Source organism: Pseudomonas sp. NFR09, assembly GCF_900111535.1.
Lineage (GTDB): Bacteria > Pseudomonadota > Gammaproteobacteria > Pseudomonadales > Pseudomonadaceae > Aquipseudomonas > Aquipseudomonas extremorientalis.
This window is the reverse complement of sequence record NZ_FOIH01000008.1, coordinates 203,114-227,828: the sequence shown is the minus strand read 5'-3', so window position 1 is coordinate 227,828 and position 24,715 is coordinate 203,114. Positions and strand designations below refer to the sequence as shown.

The following is a 24,715-nucleotide window of genomic DNA, read 5'->3' as shown; positions in this document are numbered from 1 at the left end:
CATGCACGTACTTGTTGATAGATGCGCCAGATGCCTTGGCAGCTTCTTTGATTGCTTCAAAGTGATTGATACGGAATGCTAGCTTCAGAGGCACCATTGGTGTTTTGTTTGCCCTCCAGCGAACTCCGCGACAGGTAGATGAGCAAGTGACCGCGTGACTACGTTTACCGGCTAATGATCTGTTACAGACAATGCATTGTTTTTCTACAGGCATAAAAAATTGCTCCGTTTAGAGTTGGTAATAAAAAGTTGGAGTATGTGTTGGGTGTTGCGCAATAAAAAGGCCGCCCGCTGAAGGAGTGGCCTAATAATTAAGGGGGAAGGTAACTAACAGTCACTGACGGTAGAAGAAAAGCAGGTCGCTAAGATTGGTCTTAGTTTTTCTCCCTATATGTGCATATTATATACTAGTAAGCGCATTTTTGTCAATATGTTGGACGAGTTTGTCAACTTTTTCTTCAGTTATTTTGCTAGGTTGAAGTTGAGGTTTTTGATTGCTTCGAACGTCGCTTTAATATGAATTCGGCTACCGTAAACACCGAAGATGGCGGCAGAGTCCTAATGTCTAGCGATGCATTTGACTAAGGAGTCTCTCACTCATACCTGCCTCATCCGTATATCACTGTGTTGCGGAAGCTGTGGAAGGCTTTCGTGGTTTAGTGGCCCAGCACTTTGTCTTGTATCTGCCGAGCCATGTATATGGGGAGGGGCAGCCAGCTGGTAATTCAACATGGCTGGCCGCCCGGTTTGATTAGTCGATCAGGTGCAATACGTCCCTCACGTTTAGATGGGAGTATCGCGCAACCGACCGTGTATCACGGTGCCCAGATACGATCATGATCTGAGCGTTGTTGAATCCCTTTTTCGCGACGTTCGTGATTCTGGTGTGCCTGAGTTGATGCAACCTGACGCTACTATCTAAACCTGCCTTTACGCGCGCTAAGCGCACAGCCTGAGTTACGGCGTGCGGTGTGACGGTGAACACTTGACCGTTCGGGTGACCTCCCACAGTGGCCCAAAGTTGGGCGAGGTGGAGAATTTCAACAGCTCGGCGGGTGAGGGGGACAGACCGTGTACCGTTCTTCCCGTCAATCACATCGGCAATGCGATCACTCAGGTGCAGGCAGTCTTTCGTTAGCTTCAGGATTTCAGAGCGTCGCATCGCAGTTTCGTATGCTAGTTCTACGATGAGTTTCATGGTGGGAGAGAGCTTTTCCAGCAAACGCTCAAGCTCACTTGTCCTAATCACCTTGTCCGAAGACCGGTCTGGCTTTGGGAGTGCGATATCACTTACAGGATTATGAATGTCGATCAGCAGGCCGCGCTTGGCGAACCTATAGAATCGGGACATAAATGCGAGCTGCGTCCTGCACGTGGACGGCTTCACCTTCTTCAATCGCATAATCTTGAAGTCATTGACCATCTGTGGCGTGATTTCGTTAATGGGCTGAGTGAAGTGCCTGCCCAGATGCTCCACGATCTTCAGTGCGTGGTTGTAGCTACCTTTACCCTTGAGCATCGTTTCGCAGTAGATCATGCCCAACGTATAGATGGTGTGGTGCTTGTGCTCCATTGTCACGGCTTCGAGCTGGTTTGCCCATGACTCTGCTTCGGCCTTCGTGCTAAAGGTTTTCGACTGGGGAGATTTACCTTTTACGCGTACCTGAGCGTTCCAGTTGCCGGATGGAAGGGAGCGGAAAGTAGCCATTGTTGACGCCTCATAATGTGAATGGGCGTTCTGTGAAATCCAAGAGCAGCAGGGCTGGGAGCTCGCTCCCAGCAGACCTTGACATGGTGGGGGTCGTTGGTTCGAGTCCAATCGCGCCTACCAAACAAAATCCGCTCTGCTGGGCGGTCTAGAAGGGCTCACCGAAAGGTGGGCCCTTTTTTGTTGGTGCGATTTGCAAGTTTTTTTGCAAAACCCTCCAGATGCTTCCGGGTCATGGCCGGCGGGTAAGAGGGGGGCGTCATCGGTTTACTCGCTCAGGCCTCAGAAACAAGCGGCGCTGAGATGCGTGAGTCCCTGCGGGGCTATCCACTCTCGCTACATGCACGATGTTCAACCACCCACAAAATTTATTGGTTCGCAGCAACAATTTTTCTTGTTGGACACCTCCCGCCCCCAGGCAGCAAAGTTGCGGCCACTGACGCTCGACCTTCTGGGTCAACAATAAAAAACCGAGCCGACTGCACGCCACTTCCTGCTGTGAACCCTTTGTTCACATCCTGCTGTAATGGCGCCGCAGCGCGCACTTAAGGACCTCACCGCCATGCAAACTGTTGTGAACTTATGGCCGTTGATCGGCGTACTGGTGATCGTGGTTGGCTTTGTATTGCGTATCAACCCTCTGTTGGTGGTCACCGCCGCCGCTATCGCCACCGGGCTTGCCGCCCATTTCCCCCTGGAAAAAATCCTCGCCACCATGGGCGATGGCTTCCTTCAGACCCGTGCCCTGCAATTGATTCTGTTGCTGCCCCTGGCGGTCATTGGACTGCTGGAGCGGCATGGGCTGCGCCTGCATGCGCAGAATTGGATTGCACGGTTCGAGCGCGCCACGGTCGGGCGCTTGTTGATCATCTATCTGTTTGTGCGTGAATCCACGGCCGCCATGGGCTTGACCAGCCTGGGCGGGCATCCGCAGATGGTGCGTCCGCTGCTGGCGCCGATGGCTGAAGGTGCAGCGGAAAAACGCTACGGCAAACTTCCCGAAAAACTGCGTCATAAAGTGCTGGCGATGTGCGCGGCAACTGACAATGTCGGCCTGTTTTTTGGTGAGGATATCTTTGTCGCCTTCGGTGCAATCGCCTTGATGCACACCTTCCTGCTGGGCTCGGGGATTGATGTGGAGCCGCTGCATATTGCGGTATGGGGGATTCCTACGGCGATCTGCGCCTTCATCATTCACGCGATCCGCCTGCATCGGTTTGACCGAAGGCTCACCCGAGAGATGACGCCGGCCGCTGCACCCGTGGAGGCCGCACAATGATTATTTCCATTCAATACCTGTACTGGCTGGCCGGGGTTCTGCTGCTGATCACGGCGGGCATGATCCTGATGGATCGCACCCATCCCAAACGCTGGACCAGTGCATTGTTCTGGCTGTTGTTCGCCATTCCATTCCTGATCGGTGAGCGTCTGCCGTCGGTGGCTATCGGGGTAGGCATAGTGGTCATGGCCTTGATAGCCGGCATGGGCGGCGTCGGCCGAGGCAAGCATGCCGAGCTGCACGACAAAGCATCCCGTGCCAGCGCTGGTCGCCTGGGGCACAAGCTGTTCATCCCGGCGTTGGCGATCCCGCTGACCACGGTGATCGGATCGGTGTTGCTCAAGCACACCGAGATCGGCGGAGTGCCATTGCTGGACCCGAAAAACACGACCTTCGTTTCTCTCGGTATCGGCTGCCTGATCGCCCTTGGCCTGGCGTGCTGGTTGACCCGTGATACGCCGGTGCAGGCCTTGCGTGAATCCCGTCGCCTGACTGAAGCGCTTGGCTGGGCCATGGTGCTGCCGCAGATGCTGGCAATGCTGGGCTTACTGTTCAACGAAGCCGGGGTTGGTACGGCTGTCGCGCACGTCACCACTACCTATATCAACCTTGATTTCAAGTTGGTGGCGGTGATCGTCTATGTGCTGGGCATGGCGTTGTTTACGGTGATCATGGGGAATGGCTTTGCAGCTTTTCCTGTAATGACCGGCGGTGTCGGCGTGCCAGTGTTGGTGGGTATCTATGGCGGTAACCCCGCGGTGATGGCGGCGATCGGTATGTTCTCCGGCTACTGCGGTACCCTGATGACCCCGATGGCAGCCAACTTCAATATCGTTCCGGCGGCGTTGCTCGAGCTGCCGGACAAGAATGCGGTAATCAAGGCCCAGCTTCCGACCGCGTTGATGATGCTGGTGGTCAATATTGTGCTGCTTTATCTGTTGATGTGAGGCCGTGATGCAAATTGTACTGCTGACGGGTTTCGAGCCCTTTGATCAAGACCGGGTGAACCCCTCCTGGGAAGCCGTGCGCCAACTGGACGGCGTGCGACTGGGGAGCGATGTGCAGATTGTTGCGCGATTGCTGCCTTGCGCATTTGCCACGGCGGGCGCGTGCCTGACCGGGCTGATCGACGAGTTGCACCCTGCGATGGTGATTGCGACTGGCCTGGGGCCTGGGCGTAGCGATATCTCAGTCGAACGGGTGGCGATCAATATCAATGATGCACGCATCCCCGATAACCTCGGGGAGCAGCCTATCGATACGGCTGTCGTAGCCGGCGGCCCGGCGGCCTACTTCACGACCTTGCCGATCAAGGCGATGGTCAAGGCTGTGCGCGACGCGGGAGTCGCGGCCTCGGTATCGCAGACGGCTGGGACATTTGTGTGTAACCAGGTGTTTTATCTGTTGCAGCATGCGCTCGCAGGTTCTGGGGTACGCAGTGGGTTTATCCACGTACCTTTTCTGCCAGAGCAGGTGGCAGATTCACAGCGGCCCTCAATGGCGTTGGATACGTTGGTTGCGGGGCTGCAGACAGCTGTGCTGGCGGCGTGGCAAACACCGGTAGATGCAGAGGAAGCGGGCGGGCAGGTCAGCTGATCGGCCCGACGCTCCTCAAATCGCAAACAGTCGGGTAAGCCCGAAGGTGATAGCGCAAGCCAGGCCTGTCATGGCGAATGCGGTTGCCACGTACCATTTGATAAGGTTCAGTTCAGTAGTTGCCAGGTCTGCCTTGGAAGCGAAGTGCTTGTCCATGGCATCTGCCTTGCTCGAAACGGTGATCAGCTTCTCATTCATTTCAGCCAGCCCCTTTTCCAGTAAACCTAATCGCATTTCCATTTCAGGATCTCCATAATTTTACCGCTGCCGGCTCTCCCTTGAGCCCCTTGGGAAGCGAGACTAGTCTGGCTTGCGACCAGTGTTAAGAGACAAACCTTTGCAAAATAACACCGGGCGTTTGCGCTCAATCTTCCCGTCTAGGAAAGAACAACTCAAAACACGTCACACCTGCCTCACTGCTTACGCTGTACCGCCCGTTATGCAGTTGCATGATGGTTGCCACAATCGATAATCCCAACCCGTTGGACTGTGCAGAACGTTCCCGTGACTCATCCACCCGGTAAAACCGTTCGAACAGCCGCGGCAGATGCTCGGCGGCGATGGTCTCGCCTTGATTGCTGACCCTCAGGTGAATGCCATCGGCGCTTGGCACGGCGCGGATCTCCAGCTCGGTACCTGGCGCACCATATTTGATGGCGTTGGCGCACAGGTTCGCCAAGGCCCTGCGCAGCAGCATTGGCTCCGCCCAGATCACGCCTTCACCTTCGGCGTGAATGCTGATATCCACATCACCCGCCAAGCCCTCAAAGTACTCGGCGATGCGTTCCACCTCGTCCCAGGCACTGAGTTCCTGGCGTTGCCGCAAAGCACTGGCCGGGTCGGTGCGCGCGAGGAACAGCATGTTATCGAGCATCCGCGCCAGGCGTTCAAGCTCTTCCACATTGGACGCCAACAACTGCTGATAACTTTCAATGCTGCGGTGCTGTTGCAGGGCGACCTGGGTTTCCCCCAGCAAATTGTTGATGGGTGTGCGCAGCTCGTGGGCCATGTCGGTGGACACCTGACCCAGTTGGACAAAGCCCTTGGCCAGCCGCTCAAGCATGGTATTGAATGAATCAATCATCGGCAGCAGTTCCTTAGGCGCACCGTGGCTGTCGAGGCGTTCGGCGAGGTTGCCGACGCCAATGCCTTGAGCGTGCCGGGCCAGGCGTCGCAACGGTAACAGCCCGCGATGAACCAGCAGGTAGCCGACCAGGGCCAGGATGATTGCGGCAACGCTCGCCAGGATATAAACGCTCAGTCGATAGCTGGCGAGTACGCTGGTGCGCTCGGTCATCAGGCGCCCCGTGGTGACTTGCAGGCTGCCCAGGTCGCCGGAGTCGATGGACGCGGCGACGGTGGCGAAGGGTACGCCGTTGATGCTGGGAAAATGGTGTACGTCGGCGAGCGTCAGTTCGTGGTTCTTGGGGACCGGGGGTATGGAAGGCAGGTCGATATTGCCGGGATTGACCGTCAGCAATGGCTTCTGTCCTGGCGCGGCGATGCTCAGTACCGATTCGCGGTTGCCGAGCATGTTCTGGAACAACTCCGGCTTGGTCTTGATCAGGTCCAGGGTGTTGCTGTCATTGAGCAGGTTGCGCAACTGATCGATGCGGTAGATCAAGGCCGCGTCGTCACGCATGATCAATTCCCGCTCCAGTTCGCGATACAGCGCCACACCGAGGGTCGCCAGCAGGGCGAAGGCGAGCAGGGCGAAGATCAACGCCAGGCGCAGGGTCAGGGAGTAATGACGGCGTGTGTTCATGGCTGGGTATCGAAACGGTAGCCGATGCCACGCACGCTGTGGATCAGCTTGAGCTGGAACGGGTCGTCGATTTTCAGGCGCAGGCGCCGTACGGCCACGTCAACCACGTTGGTGTCGCTGTCGAAATTCATGTCCCACACCCGCGACGCGATCAGCGAACGGGACAGCACCTGGTCCTGATGAGTGGCGAACAGGTGCAGCAAGGCGAACTCTTTGTTGGTCAGGGTGATGCGGGTGCCGGCGCGGGTGACACGGCGTTTGAGCACGTCGATTTGCAGGTCGGCGATCTGCAGCTGTTCCTCCTCGCGGCTTGGGCCACGACGGGTCAGGGTTCGCAAACGTGCCACCAGTTCGGCGAAGGAAAAAGGCTTGATCAGGTAATCATCGGCACCCAGCTCCAGGCCCTTGATGCGGTCGGCAATGTCGTCGCGAGCCGTCAGGAAAAGTACCGGCGTATCCGCTTCCTTTCGCAGGCGGCGCAGCACCTCCCAGCCGTCCATTTTCGGCATCATCACATCCAGCACGATCACGTCGAACGCTGTTTCCAGGGCCTGGTGCAAACCGTCCACGCCGTCACGGGCGAGGCTGACGGAGTAACCCAGTTCCTGCAGGCCGTTGAGCAGGTAATTGCCGGCCTTGGGTTCGTCTTCGACTACAAGAATGTTCATGGAAAGTGCCCTGTCTCAATGCGTGGCGCAAGTGTAGCCCGATCAATTGTCGCTGGCGCAACCGATGCCCTGGACCTGGTAGTCCAACACATGTTCGCGACCCTGGCTGTCCAGGTAGTCGAGGCGCGCCGGGACGATGCCGCATTGGCCGTAGGTGTCGGTGCTCGACAGCACTTTGGCCACATCCAGGTGCACGAAGAAGCCGGTTTTGTCATGGATCACAGGTTCTGCGGCAAGCACGGAACCGGTAGCGAGCAGAGCGGTAAAACCGAGGACAAACAGTTTCATGGTGGTATCTCTCTTAAAGGGTTGGCTGCCAGATCGTGACAGTGAGTTCACGGTAACCAGGCACCCCGAACAGCCAACCAACAGGATGATGACAAGTTTGTAATGCACGGCTCAGGGCTGGCGGCCAGAGGCCTCGAGGATCAGGTCGGTGATTTCCTTGGCGTGGGACACCAGCGACAGATGGCTCGAAGGCAGCTCGATGGTGGTGGCGTTCATGCGCTTGGCGAGGAAGCGCTCCAAGTCCGGATTGATGGTCTGGTCATTCGCCGACACTGCATACCAGGAAGGCTTGGTGTGCCAGGCGGCATTGACGGTGCGACCGCTGAACAGGGTCTTGGCGATGGGCTGCTGCACGGCGTACAGCTCCATGGCCTTGGCATGCGGCACATCGCCGGCAAAGTATTTGAGGAAGGCCTCCTGGCTCAGGGTGAGGTAGCCGTCGTGGTCTTCAACGCCGGCCCGCACCGGCATGCTTGGATACTTTGCCGAGAGCGCGACAAAGTCCTCATTGGCGTCAGGCGCGCGGGCGGCCACGTACACCAGGGCGCTGACCTTCGGGTTGGCCCCGGCGTCGACTCCACTGTATGAAGTGAGGGTGCTGGTAAGACTTACCGCTCCATTACAAACCTGTAATGCAATCGACCTCGGTAGCGTTTACAAGCACCGAGGTGATCCGTAGATTGCATCGGGCTATCATTTTTCCGCCCATGAGGAATTCGCTCAGTGTCTATCCGAGCTTCAGCCGTGTTCAATCGCCGTTACCGTGCCTTTTTGTTTGATATGGATGGGACCTTGCTCAACTCCATTGCCGCTGCCGAGCGGGTGTGGAGCATCTGGGCTGAACGTCATGGGCTGGATGTGGCGGCTTTTTTGACGACTATTCACGGCGCCCGCGCGATCGACACCATCACACGCCAGGCATTGCCGGGCGTCGATCCCGAGGTTGAAGCGCAGTGGATCACCGAGGCAGAAATCAATGATGTCGAAGGTGTTGTGGCGATTTCCGGCGCCGTGGCGTTTCTGAACCGCCTGCCGGGTGATCAATGGGCGTTGGTCACTTCTGCCCCCAGGGAGTTGGCGTTGCGCCGACTGCAAGCAGCGGGCATTGCGCCGCCGGCGGTATTGGTGACGGCTGAAGACGTGGCTGTCGGCAAGCCGAATCCGGCTTGTTACGTTTTGGGGGCGCAACGCCTGGGTGTGCCGGTGCAGGAATGCCTGGTGTTTGAAGATGCGCCGGTGGGTATTCGTGCGGGAGAGGCCGCAGGCGCGGATGTGATGGTCGTGACGTCGACGCATCACACGCCTATGGCCACTGACCACCCTTCGATAGACGGGTACCAGCAGTTGGACGTACAGCGTGACGCAGACGGCTTGTTGTACTTGCAGAGTCGGGCGGGCTGATACGAAAAGGCCAAACTCGCGCTGTGACGCTGTTGATAGGGGGGCTGCTAGCGATGAGCGCGATGTCACTGACGCGTTTGCCGGCACAACCTGCGTTGCACGGACTTCTGGATGGGTTTGAGACAAAACAGGAACAAGTACCCGCAAAGCAGCAGCGCCAAGTCCAGCCCTGAATGAGGGGCGGCGGAGCCGGAGCCTTCGATTGCATACTTCAAACCATAGGCCAGCCCTGCGAAGACCCATCCTATCGATAAGGCGATCATCCAAGACGTGTAGGCAAATGGCGGTGGGGGCCTGGGCCGCATCGACATGCTCCTGAATGCACACGGATGGCTGAGTGTCAGTCAGAAGATTCGGCTGAGAATGAAACAACAAGTTCCGGGCGTGAAGACAGTTTCATCTTTCCATGAAGATGAACGTATTGGTGGCGTCAGTCACGCAGCAATGACAAGAGCGGTGTGAAGAGGTTTTCGCCAGCCATTACAGTGCACGAAAGGGCTGGCTACTGAGGGCGCTTCAAGGCGTCTGGTTTTTGTCCGGGGCAGTCAAACCGGCCTGGATGCGCTGGTAGATCTCCTCGCGATGCACGGCAACATCCTTGGGTGCGTTGATGCCGATTCTTACTTGCTGGCCGCTGACGCCCAGGATGGTGACCGTGATGTCATCACCGATGTTTATGCTTTCACCAACTTTGCGGGTGAGTATCAGCATGGACTTCTCCTTGATTACTTTTAAGGACACATGTTTCAGACAGGGCAGGTGTCGGATGTGTGTAGCTTACTGCTAAGCGCTTCCCTGTGACTGCCTCTTTTTAGGACGCATAGAGGCGACATTAATTCCCATGGCGGCATCATACAGGTCTGCGATACATGATTCGCATTGTTTAAGCCAATGTTTATGACGGCCAGAATAGACAGTGAATGATAAAGTCGCCTCTTTATCTTTAAAGGAGCAGGGCAGTGCGTAAAGTAGCGATGGCAATGGCGGTGTTGGCATTGGCCGGTTGCGGTGAGGACAAACGCGTGGAGGCCCCCAGGAGCAAGCCTGTCGTGACCGAAAACCAGCCTCGAACCGGCGCGATTGCTGCCCAGGAATGGGACGTGTGGGTCGGGCCGCCGGACCACAAGCTACAGGCCATCACCGACCTCACGGCCTGGTTGCTGGAGCATGGTTTCAACTTTTACATCGTGAAGGTTGACGGCAAGGACGAAGTCCTGCTGGGGCCGTTCGCGACCAAGGCTGAAGCGCAGGCCAAGCAGGCACTGCTCAACGAGAAAATGGCGCGCGCCAAGAAAACCGATACCGAATCGCAGGTTATCGAGCACAAGGCGGCACAGTAACGCGCCGGGTGGGCGGGAGTTTCGCCCATTTTCAACTACAGGCTTTCAGATTCACCGGGCCGACAAACTCATTGCCGCGCCCCATCACACACGCCACTGTCTGGTTACGCTGGCGCTCCCAGGCCTGCACCGGGTAGGTCTTGTTCCAGGCTTCGTACAACTGGCGATCCTGTTTCGACAGGCGCAAGCCGTACTGTTTGCTCATATAAAAATAGGTGCGGGCGATCATTCCCCGGATGGAAGGGCGCGGCATGACCTTCTTGGCCTTGAAATCCACTTGAGTCAGGCAAGACCCATACTGCCCGCTTTGTACCGGCAGCCAGCCAAAACTGAAGTTATTACGGTCACCGTTGACCTCGCCGATGCTGGGTACCAGGTTGTGCAGGTCCGCTTCGGCACGCTTGAACACGTCATCATGGCGCGTGCAGTTCTTACGTCCACCGTCCTGCCAGCATTGGCGCTGATGCCCGATCTGCCAGGCGGGAACAATGTGCTCCCATTCGATGCGTGCGGCACGATTGGCGTTTTTGCGGGGGATGTAGCCACAGGCTTTCAAGTCCACGCGATTGCCCGTGTACTTGCAGCCGCAATAGAACTCGGTGGATTGTGGCGCGTAGAGCTTCCAGGCGATTTTCTTGGCTTCACTGAACGTGCGTGGCGCCTGGGCGTGGGCGGTGACAGCAAAAAACAGGCAGCAAACCGCGATAAAACGGACACTCATTGAATCAATCTTCCTTCGGTACAACCCAGAAAATCTGTACGCCACCGTCGTCACGATAGGCGAGGGTGACGTTGTCGTTCTCTGCTATTTCCTCCAGCAACCGCGCCCATTCATCCTCGGGCTCGTCCGGCAAACGGAAGATCAACGCCGCCTTGGCTTTCTGGGCGTTGGTTGAATTGATGATCTTTTGCACGCGAATAGCCAGGCGTTCGTAGGCATCAGGTGCGGTTGGCACTGCGGAAGAGGACTTTGCCACGGAGTATTCCTTAATAAGCTGTACGCACATACAGTATTTAACTGTAGGCGATTTCGCAACTACTTAAAATTCAAGAAGTTCGTCTTACAGCAATTCAGGCAATTGGGTGTAGGGCGGGGCGGGATGGTGCAGGAGCGAGCATGCTCGCTCCTGCAGGGGGACAGTCAGGAATCAATATTCCCAGAACATGCGCTGCAGCTCTTTGCTGTCTTGGGTCTTGGTCAAGGCGACCATGGCCAGGATGCGGGCTTTCTGCGGGTTCAGGTCGAGTGCAGCCACCCAGTCGTATTTGTCGTCAGGCTGTTCGGCGTTGCGCAGAACCATGCCACCGGCATTCACGTGGGAAGAGCGAATGATCTGTACACCCTGTTTGCGCAGTTCCACCAGGGCAGGTACGACTTTGGAGGACACGGAGCCGTTGCCAGTGCCGGCGTGGATGATGGCTTTGGCGCCTGCTTGAGCCAGGGCCTTGTAGGCAGTGTCGCTCACGTTGCCGTAGCCATAGGCGATCTCGACGTCCGGCAGGCTCTTGATGTTCTTGATATCGAATTCCGAATCCATTGTGTGACGCTTGGCCGGCAAGCGGAACCAGTAGGATTTGCCTTCAACCACCATGCCCAGTGGGCCCCATGGGCTCTTGAACGCTTCGGTCTTGATATTGATCATCTTGCTGACGTCGCGACCCGACTGGATCTCGTCGTTCATGGTGACCAGCACGCCTTTGCCGCGTGCATCCTTGCTGCCGGCCACGGCCACAGCGTTGTACAGGTTGAGCATGCCGTCCGCCGACATGGCGGTGCCTGGTCGCATGGAGCCGACCACCACGATTGGCTTGTCGGTTTTCTCCACCAGGTTCAGGAAGTAGGCGGTTTCTTCCAGGGTGTCGGTACCGTGGGTGATCACGATGCCGTCCACATCCTTGCTGTCGGCCAGTTCGGCGACGCGGCGACCCAGTTGCAGCAGGTTGTCATTGTTGATGCTTTCGGACGCAATTTGCATCACTTGCTCGCCACGCACATTGGCGATCTGGCTAAGCTCAGGAACACCAGCGATCAATTGCTCGATACCGACTTTCGCTGCCTGGTAGGTGGCGCTGTTGGCTGCGCTGGCGCCGGCGCCGGCAATGGTACCGCCGGTGGCGAGGATCACCACGTTGGACAGTTTGGTCTTGGTTTCAACTTCCTTTGCCTGGGCGGCAACGGGGAACAACAGCAGGAGGGCTAACGCGCCCGGAACAAAAGTCTTCAGTGCAGATTTCATTATTTTTCTCTCTGGTTTTTGATGAGTGCTGTAGCAGGTTCACCTAGAACACCCGTGCGGTTCTGAATGCCACGAGGTGATGAGGTAGAGCAGGATCTGTACCAGGCTCAGCGTGAACGCTAAAACAATTTAAATTATTGATTTATAACAGTTAATATTGATTTTTCGGGCTTATTTATCATGTGGGTGTCCGGCTTTCCGAACATCGGACCGCATTGCGTTCGGTTGTCCGAAAAGTTGACCGCCAGGCTTTTGAGGATGCATGAATGATGCGTTCCAGCCTGTCGTTTCAGAGAACGATTGGAAGTGTGTGATGTTTAGCTGCATCTATGCCCAAGCGTGAGGGAGGGCCTGGATGAAAGGCTGTTTTCAACCGTTGACAAATCTCGACAAGGTTCTCATAGTTTGAACAACGCAAACGTTTGCGAGATGTTTCACGAAGCACTCATTGAGTATCGTGATAGCTCGTATCAGTCCCCCGGGTGGGAAGGCTGCCGAAGGGGTCTTCGGTGCAAGCGTTGCTCACAATAATCATAAGATCGGAGTGAAACCATGAAGCTGCCATTCGCTGGACGTCTTCTTGCTGTCGCTGTGCTTGCCGCCGCATCCGCTGCCCTGCCTCTCTCCTCTGCATTTGCCGATGACGCCGCCAAACCCAAGGTCGGCCTGGTCATGAAATCCCTCGCCAATGAATTCTTCGTCACCATGCAGGACGGTGCCAAGACGTATCAGAAAGAGCACGCCGCCGATTTCGACATGATCACCAACGGGATCAAGAACGAAACCGACACCAGCGCGCAGATCGATATCGTCAACCAGATGATCCTCGCCAAGGTCAACGCCATCGTGATCGCGCCTGCTGATTCGAAGGCACTGGTCACCGTGCTGAAGAAGGCCTCCGATGCCGGTATCAAGGTCGTCAACATCGATAACCGCCTCGACCCGGATGTGCTTAAAAGCAAGAACCTCGATATCCCATTCGTAGGCCCGGACAACCGTAAAGGCTCGAAACTGGTGGGTGACTACCTGGCCAAGCAACTGGCCTCGGGTGACAAGGTCGGCATTATCGAAGGTGTGCCGACCACCACCAACGCCCAGCAACGTACCGCAGGCTACAAGGATGCGATGGACGCTGCCGGCATGAAGATTGTGTCCACTCAATCCGGCAACTGGGAAATCGACCAGGGCCAGAAAGTGGCGTCCGCCATGCTGAGCGAATACCCGGACCTCAAGGCCCTGCTGGCCGGTAACGACAACATGGCCCTGGGCGCGGTCTCCGCCGTGCGTGCGGCAGGCAAAGCCGGCAAGGTGCTGGTCGTAGGCTATGACAACATCGAAGCCATCAAGCCGATGCTGCAGGACGGTCGTGTGCTGGCGACCGCCGACCAGGCCGCTGCCAAGCAAGCCGTGTTCGGTATCCAGAATGCGCTCAAGCTGGTCAAGGGTGAGAAAGTCGATGCCAAGGACGGCGTGATCGAGACCCCGGTCGAACTCGTCCTCAAGAAGTAATTCCGGCAATACCCCAACAGCGCCCGCTCGTCCTGGGCGGGCGCCTGGAGATTTTCCTATGTCATCTTCCGCCCCGAACGCTGTCCTCTCGGTCAGCGGTATCGGCAAGACCTATGCCCAACCGGTTCTGTCCGACATCACCCTGACGCTCAATCGTGGGGAAGTGCTGGCGCTGACGGGTGAAAACGGCGCAGGCAAAAGTACCTTGTCGAAGATCATCGGCGGGCTGGTCACGCCGACCACCGGGCAGATGCAGTTCAACGGCCAGGATTATCGCCCTGGCAGCCGCACCCAGGCTGAAGAGCTGGGCGTGCGCATGGTCATGCAGGAACTCAACCTGCTGCCGACGCTGACCGTTGCCGAAAACCTGTTCCTGGATAACCTGCCCAGCCACTGCGGCTGGATCAGCCGCAAGCAACTGCGCAAGGCGGCGGTCGAGGCCATGGCCCAGGTCGGGCTGGACGCTATCGACCCTGACACTCTGGTTGGCAGCCTGGGCATTGGTCATCAGCAAATGGTCGAAATCGCACGCAACCTGATCGGCGATTGTCACGTACTGATCCTTGACGAACCCACGGCCATGCTCACGGCCCGTGAAGTCGAGATGCTGTTCGAACAGATCACCCGTCTGCAGGCCAGGGGCGTGGCGATCATCTATATTTCGCACCGGCTGGAAGAACTTGCCCGTGTTGCCCAGCGCATTGCGGTACTGCGCGACGGCAAGCTGGTCTGTGTCGAGCCGATGGCCAATTACAACAGCGAGCAACTGGTCACCTTGATGGTGGGGCGCGAGCTGGGCGAGCACATCGACCTGGGCCCGCGAACCATCGGGGGGCCGGCGCTGACCGTAAAAGGCCTGACCCGCTCGGACAAGGTCCGCGACGTGTCCTTTGAAGTGCGTGCGGGCGAGATCTATGGCATCTCCGGCCTGATCGGTGCCGGCCGTACTGAATTGTTGCGCCTGATCTTCGGCGCCGACCTGGCCGACAGCGGCACCGTGGCGCTCGGTTCGCCGGCCCAGGTGGTGAGCATCCGCTCGCCCGTGGACGCGGTAGGCCACGGCATTGCCCTGATCACCGAAGACCGCAAGGGTGAAGGGCTGCTGCTGACCCAGTCCATCAGCGCCAACATCGCCCTGGGCAATATGCCGGAAATCTCTGGCGGTGGGGTGGTCAACAGCCGCGACGAAACCGCCTTGGCCAAGCGTCAGATTGACGCCATGCGCATCCGCAGTTCCAGTCCGGCGCAGTTGGTCTCCGAACTGTCCGGCGGTAACCAGCAGAAGGTGGTGATTGGCCGCTGGCTGGAGCGCGACTGCTCGGTGATGCTGTTCGACGAGCCAACCCGCGGCATCGACGTGGGTGCCAAGTTCGATATTTATGCCTTGCTGGGCGAGTTGACCCGCCAGGGCAAAGCGCTGGTGGTGGTGTCCAGCGACCTGCGTGAGCTCATGCTGATCTGCGATCGCATCGGTGTATTGTCCGCCGGGCGCTTGATCGAGACGTTCGAGCGCGACAGCTGGACCCAGGATGAATTGCTCGCCGCCGCCTTCGCCGGCTATCAGAAACGTGATGCGCTGCTCAACGACGCAGTGCTTAGGGATACCCCATGAAAACCACAACCTCCCCTGGCAAGACCGGCGGCAACTTCTATGGCCTGGGTACCTACCTGGGTCTTGCGGGTGCCTTGCTGGCGATGATTGCGCTGTTCTCGGTGCTCAGCGATCACTTCCTGTCCTATGACACCTTCAGTACCCTGGCCAACCAGATTCCGGACCTCATGGTGCTGGCGGTGGGCATGACTTTCATCCTGATCATCGGCGGGATCGACCTGTCGGTGGGCTCGGTGCTGGCACTGGCTGCATCGGCCGTCAGCGTGGCGATCCTCGGCTGGGGCTGGAGCGTGTTGCCGGCTGCCGTACTGGGCATGGGCTGTGCGGCCTTGGCCGGCACCATCACCGGCTCGATCACCGTGGCCTGGCGCATTCCGTCGTTTATCGTCTCCCTCGGCGTGCTGGAAATGGCCCGGGGCGTCGCCTACCAGATGACCGGCTCGCGCACCGCCTACATCGGGGATTCATTTGCCTGGCTGTCCAACCCGATTGCCTTTGGTATCTCGCCGTCGTTCATCATCGCGTTGCTGGTGATCATCGTCGCGCAGCTGGTGTTGACCCGTACTGTGTTTGGTCGTTACCTGATCGGTATCGGCACCAACGAAGAGGCCGTGCGCCTGGCGGGGATCAATCCAAAGCCCTACAAGATCCTGGTGTTCAGCCTCATGGGCCTGCTGGCCGGCGTGGCGGCGCTGTTCCAGATTTCGCGCCTGGAAGCGGCGGACCCGAACGCCGGCTCCGGCCTGGAGCTGCAAGTGATTGCGGCTGTGGTGATCGGCGGCACCAGCCTGATGGGCGGGCGCGGCTCGGTAATCAGTACTTTCTTTGGTGTGTTGATTATTTCGGTACTGGCGGCTGGCCTGGCGCAGATCGGTGCCACGGAACCGACCAAGCGCATCATCACCGGTGCCGTGATCGTGATTGCCGTGGTACTCGATACCTACCGCAGCCGGCGCGCCAGTCGGCGGGGTTGAACCATGGCAACCATCAAGGATGTGGCAGCGCTTGCGGGTATTTCCTACACCACGGTGTCCCATGTGGTGAACAAGACCCGCCCGGTCAGTGAGCCGGTGCGTATCAAGGTTGAAGCGGCGATCAAGCAGCTCGACTACGTGCCCAGTGCCGTCGCGCGCTCACTCAAGGCCAAGACCACGGCCACCATCGGTTTGCTGGTGCCCAACAGCCTCAACCCGTATTTTGCAGAACTGGCTCGCGGCATCGAGGATTACTGCGAGCGTAACGGCTACTGCGTCATCCTGTGCAACTCCGACGACAACGCTGAAAAGCAGCGCAACTATTTGCGCGTGTTGCTGGAAAAGCGCATCGACGGCTTGATCGTCACATCGGTGGGCGGCGATGACAGTGGCCTCGCCGCCGGCTTGAGCGCAGTGCGCACGCCCATGGTGATCGTCGACCGGGCGCTGGATGGCATTGATGTGGACCTGGTGCGCATCGATCACGAGGAGGGCGCCTACCTGGCGACCCGGCACCTGCTCGAATTGGGCCATCGCGACATTGCTTGCATTGGCGGCCCTGCCCATACCCGTGTCGCGCAAATGCGTTTGGCGGGTTTTTACCGTGCGCTGCGCGAGGCCGGTGCCGAAGTGGCCGCCAACCGCACCCAGGAAAGCGATTTCACCAGCACGGGCGGTTATGCCGCCGCTGTGCAATTGCTGGCGCAAAACCCGCCCAGTGCGATTTTTGCCAGCAACGATATGATAGGTTTCGGCGTATTGCGTGCAGCGGCAGAGCGCAATATTCGCGTACCCGGCGAGCTGTCGGTGATCGGTTTCGATGACATTCAAATGAGCCGTTACGTCTACCCGGCGCTGACCACGGTCGGGCAGTCGATCGTGCAACTGGGCGAGACGGCCGCCGAGCTTTTACTGCGAAGAATTGCAACACCCCAAATGCCATTCGATCAACGCATCGTGACGCCGAGCATCGTGTTGCGTGAGTCGACGGCACCTGTCTCCGGTACGTTCGCCCAATACCGCTGAACCGAATTGATGAGTACTGATGTATGCCAGCAAAAGTAGTGGTAATAGGCAGCTTGAACATGGACCTGGTCACCCGTGCCAGCCGTTTGCCCCGTGCCGGTGAAACCTTGATCGGCCAGACATTCTCAACCGTACCTGGCGGCAAGGGTGCGAACCAGGCGGTAGCCTGCGCACGCTTGGGGGCCGATGTGTCGATGATCGGCTGTGTCGGCAGCGATGCCTATGGCATCCAGTTGCGCGATGCGTTGGTGGTGGAAGGCATCGATTGCCAGGCCGTCAGCACCGTGGACGGTTCCAGTGGCGTGGCCTTGATCGTGGTCGACGACAGCAGTCAGAACGCGATTGTGATCGTGGCGGGCAGTAACGGCGAACTGACGCCAGCCTCATTGCAGGCGTTTGATGCGGTGCTGCAGACGGCTGAGGTGATCGTCTGCCAGCTGGAAGTGCCGATGAATACGGTAGGCTATGCCCTCAAGCGCGGTCGTGAGCTGGGCAAGACGGTGATCCTCAACCCTGCACCGGCCAGCGCGCCGTTGCCGGCCGAGTGGTACGCCTCGATCGACTACCTGATCCCCAATGAAAGCGAAGCTGGCGCACTGAGTGGTGTGGCCGTCGACTCCATTGACAGTGCCAAGGCCGCGGCCACCCAACTGATCCTGGCGGGCGCCGGCAAAGTCATCGTCACCCTGGGCTCTCAGGGCGCACTGTTTACCGACGGCCAGAATTTCGAGCACCTGCATGCGCCCAAGGTCAAGGCGGTAGACACAACGGCAGCGGGTGATACGTTCGTCGGTGGCTTTGCTGCGGCGTTGGCCAACGGCAAGAGCGAGGCCGAGGCCATTCGTTTTGGCCAGGTCGCGGCGGCATTGTCGGTCACCCGCGCCGGTGCGCAGCCCTCTATTCCAACGCTGCACGACGTACAAGGTTTTGTGCCCTCATGAAAAAGACACCTCTGCTCAATATTGCCCTGTCGCGTGTGATCGCCTCCCTGGGGCACGGTGACATCCTCGTGATCGGTGACGCTGGCCTGCCGGTGCCGCCGGGTGTCGAGTTGATCGACCTGGCATTGACCCAGGGCATCCCGGATTTCATCAGCACCTTGCGTATCGTGCTCAGCGAGATGCAGGTTGAACGCCATGTGCTGGCGGAAGAAATCCTGCTCAAGCAACCACCGGCGCTGGTCGAGCTCAATGCGCTCACAGAGCAGGCGGCCCTCGGTGAGCGGCGCCTGGTCAGCCATGACGAATTCAAGCAGCTCAGCCACAAGGCGCGCGCGGTGGTGCGCACTGGTGAATGCCAGCCTTACTGCAATATCGCGCTGGTGTCCGGCGTAACGTTCTAGCGTTCTCAACGACAAGGAGTGTTTTATGCAATATGGTCTTCCCACCCTGAAAAACCTGTTCCGGAGTGTTCTGCTTTTGTCTGCGCTCACTGCTGCAAGCGCCCAGGCGGCGGAAAAAATCGACCTGGTCATCGACACCGACCCAGGCGCCGATGATGTGGTGGCATTATTGTTTGCCATGGCCTCCGAGGATGAGCTGAACATTCGCGCGCTCACCACCGTCGCCGGCAACGTGCGCCTGGACAAGACCTCCCGCAATGCACGCCTGGCCCGTGAATGGGCGGGGCGCGAGGATATCCCGGTGTACGCCGGTGCGCCCGCACCGCTGCTGCGCACGCCGATCTACGCCGAGAATATCCACGGTAAGGAAGGCATTTCCGGCGTCACCGTGCATGAGCCGAAAAAGGGCCTGGCGGACGGCAATGCCGTTGATTACCTGATCAATACCCTCAGCACTGCCAAGCCGCACAGCATCACCATCGCGATGCTCGGCCCGCAGACCAACCTGGCACTGGCGCTGACCCAGGCACCGGAAATCACTCAGGGCATCAAGGAAGTCGTGGTAATGGGCGGCGCGCACTTCAACGGCGGCAATATCACGCCGGTGGCGGAGTTCAACCTGTTCGCCGACCCGGTCGCGGCTGAGATTGTGCTCAAGAGCGGCGTCAAGCTGACCTACCTGCCGCTGGACGTGACCCACAAGGTTCTGACCAGCGAAGCGCGCCTGAAAAAGATCGCCGACCTCAAGAACAACGCGAGCAAGGTGGTTGGCGATATTCTCAATGAATACGTCAAGGGCGACATGGAGCACTACGGTATTCCCGGCGGCCCGGTGCATGATGCAACCGTTATTGCCTACCTGCTCAAGCCTTCGCTGTTCAGCGGACGTGAGGTCAACGTGGTGGTGGACAGCCGTGAAGGCCCAACCTTCGGCCAGACCATTGTCGACTGGTACGACGGCCTGAAACAACCGAAGAACGCGTTCTGGGTGGAGAACGGTGATGCCCAGGGCTTTTTCGATCTGCTGACCGAGCGCCTGGCGCGTCTGAAGTAATGGGTTGACCGGTCCAGTCGGTTCTTATTCGCGCTCGGGGTCATGTGCCCCCATGTGATCGGCCGGGTATTTCTCGAATATCTGGCCGATGAACGCTTGGGCTGCCTGCGTACCCAGTTCCTTGACCAGCAGGTCGATGCCGATGATTGCCAATTCCTCTGGGCTGCCGGGGCTGTAGGAGCTTTGTCCTTGGGGCCACTTGGCTTTGATATCGGCTTGGAGCGTTACGGTGGTCATGTAGGTCTCACGGGGCTGAAAGTACTGGGCAATGCGCTGGAACGCGGTTCTTACCGGGCCAGTTAACCATTTTGCATCGCGTTTGGCACTGATACTTAGGCATGAGTCGATTCGGCATGACGCTGCTGCTGTGCGACACTGTCCGCCTGTTTAATTGCCGGGGACACCACGTGCAGATCGATTTGAACAACCCCGAGAACCTGACGCTGGCGAATGTGCGCCAGCTCCTCGCCAGTGCCAGTGACGATGAACATGCCCAATTGCGGGTGACCAAGGCCGGAATTGCCTATATCTCTTCAGGGAGGGTTGTCGGTGGCGTTGATATCGATGGGCTGCTGTTCCGGCTGGAGACTTGGGCCAAGGGTTCCGGATACGTAGGGAATGTGGCCGCCAGTGATGAAGTCTGGGTGACACAGATCTTCAATGCACTGAAGGAAAACTGGCCGAAGCCTGCGTTCGACTACATCGACATCTATTGAGCACATTCATATCCGGTCACGATTGAGCGGGCGAATGCCTGTCCCGACTCAGGCAAACTTGCCCGGCGGCGGTTTACGTCTTGAAACCAATCCGCACAATCGCTGTCGCACGATCTCTGTCCATTTTTATCATAGGAGGCTTCATGCCTTGGAAGCTCGCATCATTCGGTACTTTGTTGGCGGCACTTGCGTTGGCGGGTTGCAGCACCCCGGGTGCCTCTGAGCCAGGCAAAGACGCCACCGTGACCGACGCCGGTCATAGCCGCTGTGAGTCGAAGGCCGCCGAATTCACGATCGGCCAGAAAGCCTCGCCCGAGTTGCTGGAGCAGGCGCGTACCCGTGCCGGTGCGCAGAACGCGCGGATCCTCAAGCCGAATGACATGATCACCCTGGAGTACCGCTCCGACCGCCTCAACCTGAACACCGATGACAACCTGGTGATCACGCGGGTCAATTGCGGCTAAGTCTCTCAAGGCTTTTGCAGTGCCCATAAAAAACCCCGTCACATGGACGGGGTTTTTTTAGCTCAGCGGAGAATTACTCGCCGCGAACCTGTGCAGCTTGCATACCCTTTTGGCCTTTCTCAGCCACGAAGGAAACGGTTTGGCCTTCTTTCAGGCTTTTGAAACCGTCGCTTTCGATAGCTTTGAAGTGTACGAACAGGTCGTCACCGCCACCTTGAGGAGTGATGAAGCCGAAGCCTTTTTCATCGTTGAACCATTTAACGGTGCCGGTTTGGCGATTAGACATGGTGTATCTCCAAGAAACATATATTTTCAGTAGTGCTGTGCTGCTCAGGCCAACTGGGCACACCGGGCTATCATAGTCGAAATGTTCGGCTTGGGAGCCCCCCCAAGGCATTGTTTGCTAATCAATAGCGTTGCGTTTAGTCCCTGTTCCGGCTGAAAGCCCCGATCCACGGGGCTTGCGCCCGAAATATCAACTGGTAAAAAAAGCCGTAAAAGCTGCGTAATTTGTGAGAAATGGCAGTTTTACAGCCGTTTTACCGGTAAAAAAACCGTCTGATCTGTGGCGGATCTTACTTTTTCTTCACGACTTTGCAGGACGAAATAGCCGCGACTGCTTTGTTTTTAAGCTCCGGGCTGGCGTTCTGGTTGGTCATGAGCTCTTTGATTTCCGCGGTGCTCAATTCGGCGTTGATCTTGTCGGCGCCACATTCGCAGTGGGCTTTGGCAGTTTTGACGTCTACGTTCTGGCTGGCGGCTGCGCTGCAATCGCTGACAAAGCTGTCACGGGCACCGGCTGGCCAGTTGGACGGAGCGGCCGCCTGTGCACCGAGGGAAAGAAGGGTCAGGGAAGCGGCGAGAGCGAGGGTAGAGGTAAAACGCATCATGAGGATGCTCCTTTGGGTCGAGGACGAACGGCGATTCTCAGTGGGTTTGAGGCATTGCGTACAGCTCAAGTTCACTTTTGCAGCTATAAATGGCGGATTTTGTCGTAACGCAAGATAGCAGCGCCGCGATGACCGTTCATCTGTGCTAGCATCTTGCGCTTGGCTATTTCCAGGCGTGCCAATTGCCGCCTTGCCAGGTTCTTTTTAGCTCACTCCAGTCACTCTGGTTCGATTATCGGTTGGCCGAAAGGCTCCTGCCGCTGTAAGGCAGGCGTTCATCATTGAACGGCCTGGTGTTGGATCTTGTACTGGCTCATCCCAACCCACGTGACCTTTGGTAGGGGTCACCACTAGGAGAGGAGGCGCCATGCCAACTATTACTCTTCCCGACGGCAGTCAACGTTCATTCGATCATCCGGTTTCCGTAGCCGAGGTCGCCGCATCCATTGGTGCAGGCCTGGCCAAGGCCACTGTGGCCGGCAAGGTCGACGGCAAGCTGGTCGATGCCAGCGACCTGATCACCTCCGATGCCAGCCTGCAAATCATCACGCCCAAGGATCAAGAGGGGCTGGAGATCATTCGCCACTCTTGCGCGCACTTGATTGGCCATGCGGTCAAGCAGCTGTACCCCACCGCGAAGATGGTGATCGGTCCCGTCATTGAAGAAGGCTTCTATTACGACATTGCCTACGAGCGTCCTTTCACTCCGGACGACCTGGCTGCCATCGAACAACGCATGCACGCGCTGATCGAAAAAGACTACGACGTGATCAAGAAGGTCACGCCGCGCGCCGAAGTGATCGACGTGTTCACCGCCCGTGGCGAAGACTACAAACTGCGCCTGGTGGAAGACATGCCGGACGAGCAGGCCATGGGCCTGTACTACCACGAAGAATACGTCGACATGTGCCGTGGCCCGCACGTGCCGAACACACGCTTTCTCAAGTCCTTCAAGCTGACCAAGCTGTCCGGCGCCTACTGGCGTGGGGACGCGAAGAACGAGCAACTGCAGCGGATCTATGGCACTGCCTGGGCTGACAAGAAGCAACTGGCGGCCTACATCCAGCGCATCGAAGAAGCCGAGAAACGCGACCACCGCAAGATCGGCAAGCGCCTGAACCTGTTCCACCTCCAGGAAGAAGCGCCGGGCATGGTGTTCTGGCATCCGAACGGTTGGACCCTGTACCAGGTGCTCGAGCAATACATGCGCAAAGTTCAGCGCGAAAATGGCTACCTGGAGATCAAGACACCTCAGGTCGTTGACCGCAGCCTGTGGGAAAAGTCCGGGCACTGGGCCAACTACGCCGACAACATGTTCACCACCCAGTCGGAAAACCGCGACTACGCCATCAAGCCCATGAACTGCCCTTGCCACGTGCAGGTGTTCAACCAGGGCCTGAAGAGCTACCGCGAGTTGCCGATGCGCCTGGCCGAGTTCGGTGCCTGCCACCGTAACGAGCCATCGGGTGCGCTGCACGGCATCATGCGCGTGCGTGGTTTTACCCAGGACGACGCCCACATCTTCTGCACCGAGGAGCAGATGCAGGCCGAATCCGCCGCGTTCATCAAGCTGACCATGGACGTTTATCGTGATTTCGGCTTTACCGAAGTCGAGATGAAGCTGTCCACTCGTCCGGAAAAACGCGTCGGCTCCGACGAACTGTGGGACCGCGCCGAAGCGGCACTGGCCGCTGCGCTCGACAGTGCGGGCCTTGCGTACGACCTGCAACCGGGCGAGGGCGCTTTCTACGGTCCGAAGATCGAGTTCTCGCTGAAAGATTGCCTTGGCCGCGTCTGGCAGTGTGGTACCCTGCAGCTCGATTTTAACCTGCCGATCCGTCTGGGAGCCGAATACGTCTCCGAAGACAACAGCCGTAAGCACCCGGTTATGCTGCACCGGGCGATCCTTGGCTCGTTCGAACGGTTCGTCGGGATCCTGATCGAGCACTACGAGGGTGCATTCCCTGCGTGGCTGGCTCCGACCCAGGCAGTGATCATGAATATCACTGATAAACAGGCAGATTTTGCCGCTGAAGTTGAAAAAACACTCAACGAAAGCGGATTTCGTGCCAAGTCCGACTTGAGAAATGAAAAGATCGGCTTTAAAATCCGCGAGCATACTTTGCTCAAGGTTCCCTATCTTTTGGTTATCGGAGATCGGGAAGTCGAGATGCAGACTGTCGCTGTGCGTACTCGTGAAGGTGCTGACCTGGGCTCGATGCCCGTCGCCCAGTTCGCTGAGTTCCTCGCGCAAGCGGTTTCCCGGCGTGGTCGCCCAGATTCGGAGTAATTATTATTAAGCGTGAAATGAGACAAGATAAACGAGCTGCACCGAAAGCCCCGATCAACGAGAATATCTCGGCACGCGAGGTTCGGTTAATTGGCGCTGACGGCGAGCAGATTGGCATCGTCTCGATTGATGAAGCGCTTCGTATCGCTGAAGAGTCCAAATTGGACCTGGTGGAAATCTCCGCCGACGCAGTCCCGCCTGTTTGCCGGGTGATGGACTACGGCAAGTCGATCTTCGAAAAGAAGAAGCAGATTGCTGCGGCGAAGAAGAACCAGAAGCAGATTCAAGTAAAAGAAATCAAGTTTCGTCCAGGGACGGAGGAAGGGGATTACCAGGTAAAACTGCGCAACCTGGTACGTTTCCTGAGTGATGGGGACAGGGCCAAGGTATCCTTGCGATTCCGCGGCCGTGAGATGGCCCACCAGGAGCTGGGGATGGAACTCCTCAAGCGGGTTGAAGCTGACCTGCTCGAGTACGGTTCGGTCGAACAGCATCCTAAGATGGAAGGACGCCAGCTGATCATGGTCATCGCCCCGAAAAAGAAGAAGTAATCAAC

28 protein-coding genes, 1 tRNA gene and 1 pseudogene are annotated in these 24,715 nt (G+C 57.9%); 17 read left to right on the top strand and 13 right to left on the bottom strand.

Annotated elements, in window-relative coordinates; translation table 11 throughout:
• Nucleotides 1–751: 751 nt before the first annotated feature.
• A complete protein-coding gene (locus tag BMX59_RS19165; protein ID WP_093124622.1) occupies nt 752–1,708 on the bottom strand; it encodes a tyrosine-type recombinase/integrase in 957 nt (318 codons plus the stop codon).
• Nucleotides 1,709–1,731: 23 nt separating this feature from the next.
• On the opposite strand from BMX59_RS19165, the gene BMX59_RS30510 reads away from it, so the two are divergent.
• The 4 genes from BMX59_RS30510 (at nt 1,732) to pcp (ending at nt 4,583) form a co-directional block, all read left to right on the top strand.
• Nucleotides 1,732–1,831, top strand: a tRNA-Val gene (locus BMX59_RS30510).
• A gap of 439 nt (nt 1,832–2,270) precedes the next feature.
• A complete protein-coding gene (locus BMX59_RS19160) occupies nt 2,271–2,987 on the top strand; it encodes a DUF969 domain-containing protein (protein WP_071492206.1) in 717 nt (238 codons plus the stop codon).
• The gene (locus BMX59_RS19155) at nt 2,984–3,934 is read left to right on the top strand and encodes a DUF979 domain-containing protein (RefSeq protein ID WP_071492205.1); all 951 of its coding nucleotides are present in this window, start codon (nt 2,984–2,986) and stop codon (nt 3,932–3,934) included. Before BMX59_RS19160 ends, BMX59_RS19155 begins: the two co-directional genes overlap by 4 nt.
• Nucleotides 3,935–3,941: 7 nt before the next feature.
• A complete protein-coding gene (gene pcp, locus BMX59_RS19150) occupies nt 3,942–4,583 on the top strand; it encodes a pyroglutamyl-peptidase I (protein ID WP_093124617.1) in 642 nt (213 codons plus the stop codon).
• A gap of 15 nt (nt 4,584–4,598) precedes the next feature.
• Here the strand turns inward: pcp and BMX59_RS19145 are convergent, their stop codons facing one another.
• The 5 genes and pseudogenes from BMX59_RS19145 to BMX59_RS19125 all read right to left on the bottom strand — a co-directional run.
• The gene (locus BMX59_RS19145) at nt 4,599–4,823 is read right to left on the bottom strand and encodes a hypothetical protein (RefSeq protein WP_058426270.1); all 225 of its coding nucleotides are present in this window, start codon (nt 4,821–4,823) and stop codon (nt 4,599–4,601) included.
• Nucleotides 4,824–4,947: 124 nt separating this feature from the next.
• Nucleotides 4,948–6,348: a heavy metal sensor histidine kinase gene (locus tag BMX59_RS19140; RefSeq protein WP_092250374.1), complete on the bottom strand. Its 1,401-nt coding sequence runs from the start codon at nt 6,346–6,348 to the stop codon at nt 4,948–4,950.
• Nucleotides 6,345–7,016: a heavy metal response regulator transcription factor gene (locus tag BMX59_RS19135; RefSeq protein ID WP_071492202.1), complete on the bottom strand. Its 672-nt coding sequence runs from the start codon at nt 7,014–7,016 to the stop codon at nt 6,345–6,347. Before BMX59_RS19135 ends, BMX59_RS19140 begins: the two co-directional genes overlap by 4 nt.
• Before the next feature lie 42 nt (nt 7,017–7,058).
• The gene (locus BMX59_RS19130; RefSeq protein WP_071492201.1) at nt 7,059–7,304 is read right to left on the bottom strand and encodes a DUF2790 domain-containing protein; all 246 of its coding nucleotides are present in this window, start codon (nt 7,302–7,304) and stop codon (nt 7,059–7,061) included.
• A gap of 111 nt (nt 7,305–7,415) precedes the next feature.
• Nucleotides 7,416–7,892, bottom strand: a pseudogene (locus BMX59_RS19125) (alpha/beta fold hydrolase); the annotation flags it as partial.
• Nucleotides 7,893–8,027: 135 nt separating this feature from the next.
• On the opposite strand from BMX59_RS19125, the gene BMX59_RS19120 reads away from it, so the two are divergent.
• Nucleotides 8,028–8,705: an HAD family hydrolase gene (locus BMX59_RS19120; RefSeq protein ID WP_093124611.1), complete on the top strand. Its 678-nt coding sequence runs from the start codon at nt 8,028–8,030 to the stop codon at nt 8,703–8,705.
• A 516-nt stretch (nt 8,706–9,221) separates the two neighbouring features.
• On the opposite strand, the gene csrA is transcribed toward BMX59_RS19120, so the two are convergent.
• Complete coding sequence (gene csrA / locus BMX59_RS19110; protein ID WP_058426265.1) at nt 9,222–9,416, bottom strand: carbon storage regulator CsrA; 195 nt, start codon at nt 9,414–9,416, stop codon at nt 9,222–9,224.
• 263 nt (nt 9,417–9,679) lie between these two features.
• Here csrA and BMX59_RS19105 point away from each other — a divergent pair, with 263 nt between their 5' ends.
• On the top strand, nt 9,680–10,045 hold the full coding sequence (locus tag BMX59_RS19105) for a penicillin-binding protein activator LpoB (RefSeq protein ID WP_092250381.1): 366 nt from the start codon (nt 9,680–9,682) through the stop codon (nt 10,043–10,045).
• Between the two features lie 31 nt (nt 10,046–10,076).
• Here the strand turns inward: BMX59_RS19105 and BMX59_RS19100 are convergent, their stop codons facing one another.
• The 3 genes from BMX59_RS19100 to BMX59_RS19090 form a co-directional block, all read right to left on the bottom strand.
• Entirely contained in the window at nt 10,077–10,766 is a 690-nt protein-coding gene (locus tag BMX59_RS19100) for an endonuclease (protein ID WP_071492196.1), read from the bottom strand.
• Between the two features lie 4 nt (nt 10,767–10,770).
• Nucleotides 10,771–11,022, bottom strand: coding sequence for a DUF1654 domain-containing protein (locus BMX59_RS19095; protein WP_083351486.1), 252 nt, complete (start codon nt 11,020–11,022; stop codon nt 10,771–10,773).
• Nucleotides 11,023–11,193: 171 nt separating this feature from the next.
• The gene (locus tag BMX59_RS19090) at nt 11,194–12,282 is read right to left on the bottom strand and encodes an asparaginase (protein ID WP_071492194.1); all 1,089 of its coding nucleotides are present in this window, start codon (nt 12,280–12,282) and stop codon (nt 11,194–11,196) included.
• 552 nt (nt 12,283–12,834) lie between these two features.
• Between BMX59_RS19090 and BMX59_RS19085 the strand changes: the two genes are divergently transcribed.
• The 7 genes from BMX59_RS19085 to BMX59_RS19055 are packed head-to-tail and all read left to right on the top strand — an operon-like array spanning nt 12,835 to nt 19,799.
• Entirely contained in the window at nt 12,835–13,791 is a 957-nt protein-coding gene (locus tag BMX59_RS19085; RefSeq protein ID WP_092250390.1) for a sugar ABC transporter substrate-binding protein, read from the top strand.
• 58 nt (nt 13,792–13,849) lie between these two features.
• Nucleotides 13,850–15,403 (top strand): sugar ABC transporter ATP-binding protein, encoded by a 1,554-nt coding sequence (locus tag BMX59_RS19080; RefSeq protein WP_071492193.1) that lies wholly within the window; start codon nt 13,850–13,852, stop codon nt 15,401–15,403.
• Entirely contained in the window at nt 15,400–16,377 is a 978-nt protein-coding gene (locus BMX59_RS19075) for an ABC transporter permease (RefSeq protein ID WP_017528200.1), read from the top strand. Before BMX59_RS19080 ends, BMX59_RS19075 begins: the two co-directional genes overlap by 4 nt.
• 3 nt (nt 16,378–16,380) lie before the next feature.
• Nucleotides 16,381–17,403 carry a LacI family DNA-binding transcriptional regulator gene (locus BMX59_RS19070; RefSeq protein WP_092250393.1) on the top strand — a complete coding sequence of 341 codons (1,023 nt, stop codon included), beginning with the start codon at nt 16,381–16,383 and terminating at the stop codon, nt 17,401–17,403.
• A gap of 23 nt (nt 17,404–17,426) precedes the next feature.
• Nucleotides 17,427–18,344, top strand: a complete 918-nt coding sequence (rbsK, locus tag BMX59_RS19065) for a ribokinase (RefSeq protein ID WP_092250396.1) — start codon at nt 17,427–17,429, stop codon at nt 18,342–18,344.
• Complete coding sequence (rbsD, locus tag BMX59_RS19060; protein WP_071492190.1) at nt 18,341–18,745, top strand: D-ribose pyranase; 405 nt, start codon at nt 18,341–18,343, stop codon at nt 18,743–18,745. Before rbsK ends, rbsD begins: the two co-directional genes overlap by 4 nt.
• 25 nt (nt 18,746–18,770) lie before the next feature.
• A complete protein-coding gene (locus BMX59_RS19055) occupies nt 18,771–19,799 on the top strand; it encodes a nucleoside hydrolase (protein WP_093124597.1) in 1,029 nt (342 codons plus the stop codon).
• Between the two features lie 24 nt (nt 19,800–19,823).
• Here BMX59_RS19055 and BMX59_RS19050 read toward each other — a convergent pair whose 3' ends face one another.
• A complete protein-coding gene (locus BMX59_RS19050) occupies nt 19,824–20,036 on the bottom strand; it encodes a hypothetical protein (RefSeq protein ID WP_010209115.1) in 213 nt (70 codons plus the stop codon).
• Between the two features lie 170 nt (nt 20,037–20,206).
• Here BMX59_RS19050 and BMX59_RS19045 point away from each other — a divergent pair, with 170 nt between their 5' ends.
• Both BMX59_RS19045 and BMX59_RS19040 read left to right on the top strand, forming a co-directional pair.
• Nucleotides 20,207–20,515: a hypothetical protein gene (locus BMX59_RS19045; protein WP_071492213.1), complete on the top strand. Its 309-nt coding sequence runs from the start codon at nt 20,207–20,209 to the stop codon at nt 20,513–20,515.
• Between the two features lie 143 nt (nt 20,516–20,658).
• The gene (locus BMX59_RS19040; RefSeq protein WP_092250399.1) at nt 20,659–20,979 is read left to right on the top strand and encodes an I78 family peptidase inhibitor; all 321 of its coding nucleotides are present in this window, start codon (nt 20,659–20,661) and stop codon (nt 20,977–20,979) included.
• A 73-nt stretch (nt 20,980–21,052) separates the two neighbouring features.
• Here BMX59_RS19040 and BMX59_RS19035 read toward each other — a convergent pair whose 3' ends face one another.
• Both BMX59_RS19035 and BMX59_RS19030 read right to left on the bottom strand, forming a co-directional pair.
• Complete coding sequence (locus BMX59_RS19035) at nt 21,053–21,265, bottom strand: cold-shock protein (RefSeq protein WP_003234260.1); 213 nt, start codon at nt 21,263–21,265, stop codon at nt 21,053–21,055.
• Nucleotides 21,266–21,554: 289 nt separating this feature from the next.
• Nucleotides 21,555–21,869, bottom strand: coding sequence for a hypothetical protein (locus BMX59_RS19030; protein ID WP_016978147.1), 315 nt, complete (start codon nt 21,867–21,869; stop codon nt 21,555–21,557).
• 367 nt (nt 21,870–22,236) lie between these two features.
• On the opposite strand from BMX59_RS19030, the gene thrS reads away from it, so the two are divergent.
• A complete protein-coding gene (gene thrS / locus BMX59_RS19025; RefSeq protein ID WP_003192490.1) occupies nt 22,237–24,159 on the top strand; it encodes a threonine--tRNA ligase in 1,923 nt (640 codons plus the stop codon).
• Nucleotides 24,159–24,710 (top strand): translation initiation factor IF-3, encoded by a 552-nt coding sequence (infC, locus tag BMX59_RS19020; RefSeq protein WP_169850653.1) that lies wholly within the window; start codon nt 24,159–24,161, stop codon nt 24,708–24,710. Before thrS ends, infC begins: the two co-directional genes overlap by 1 nt.
• Nucleotides 24,711–24,715: the final 5 nt, after the last annotated feature.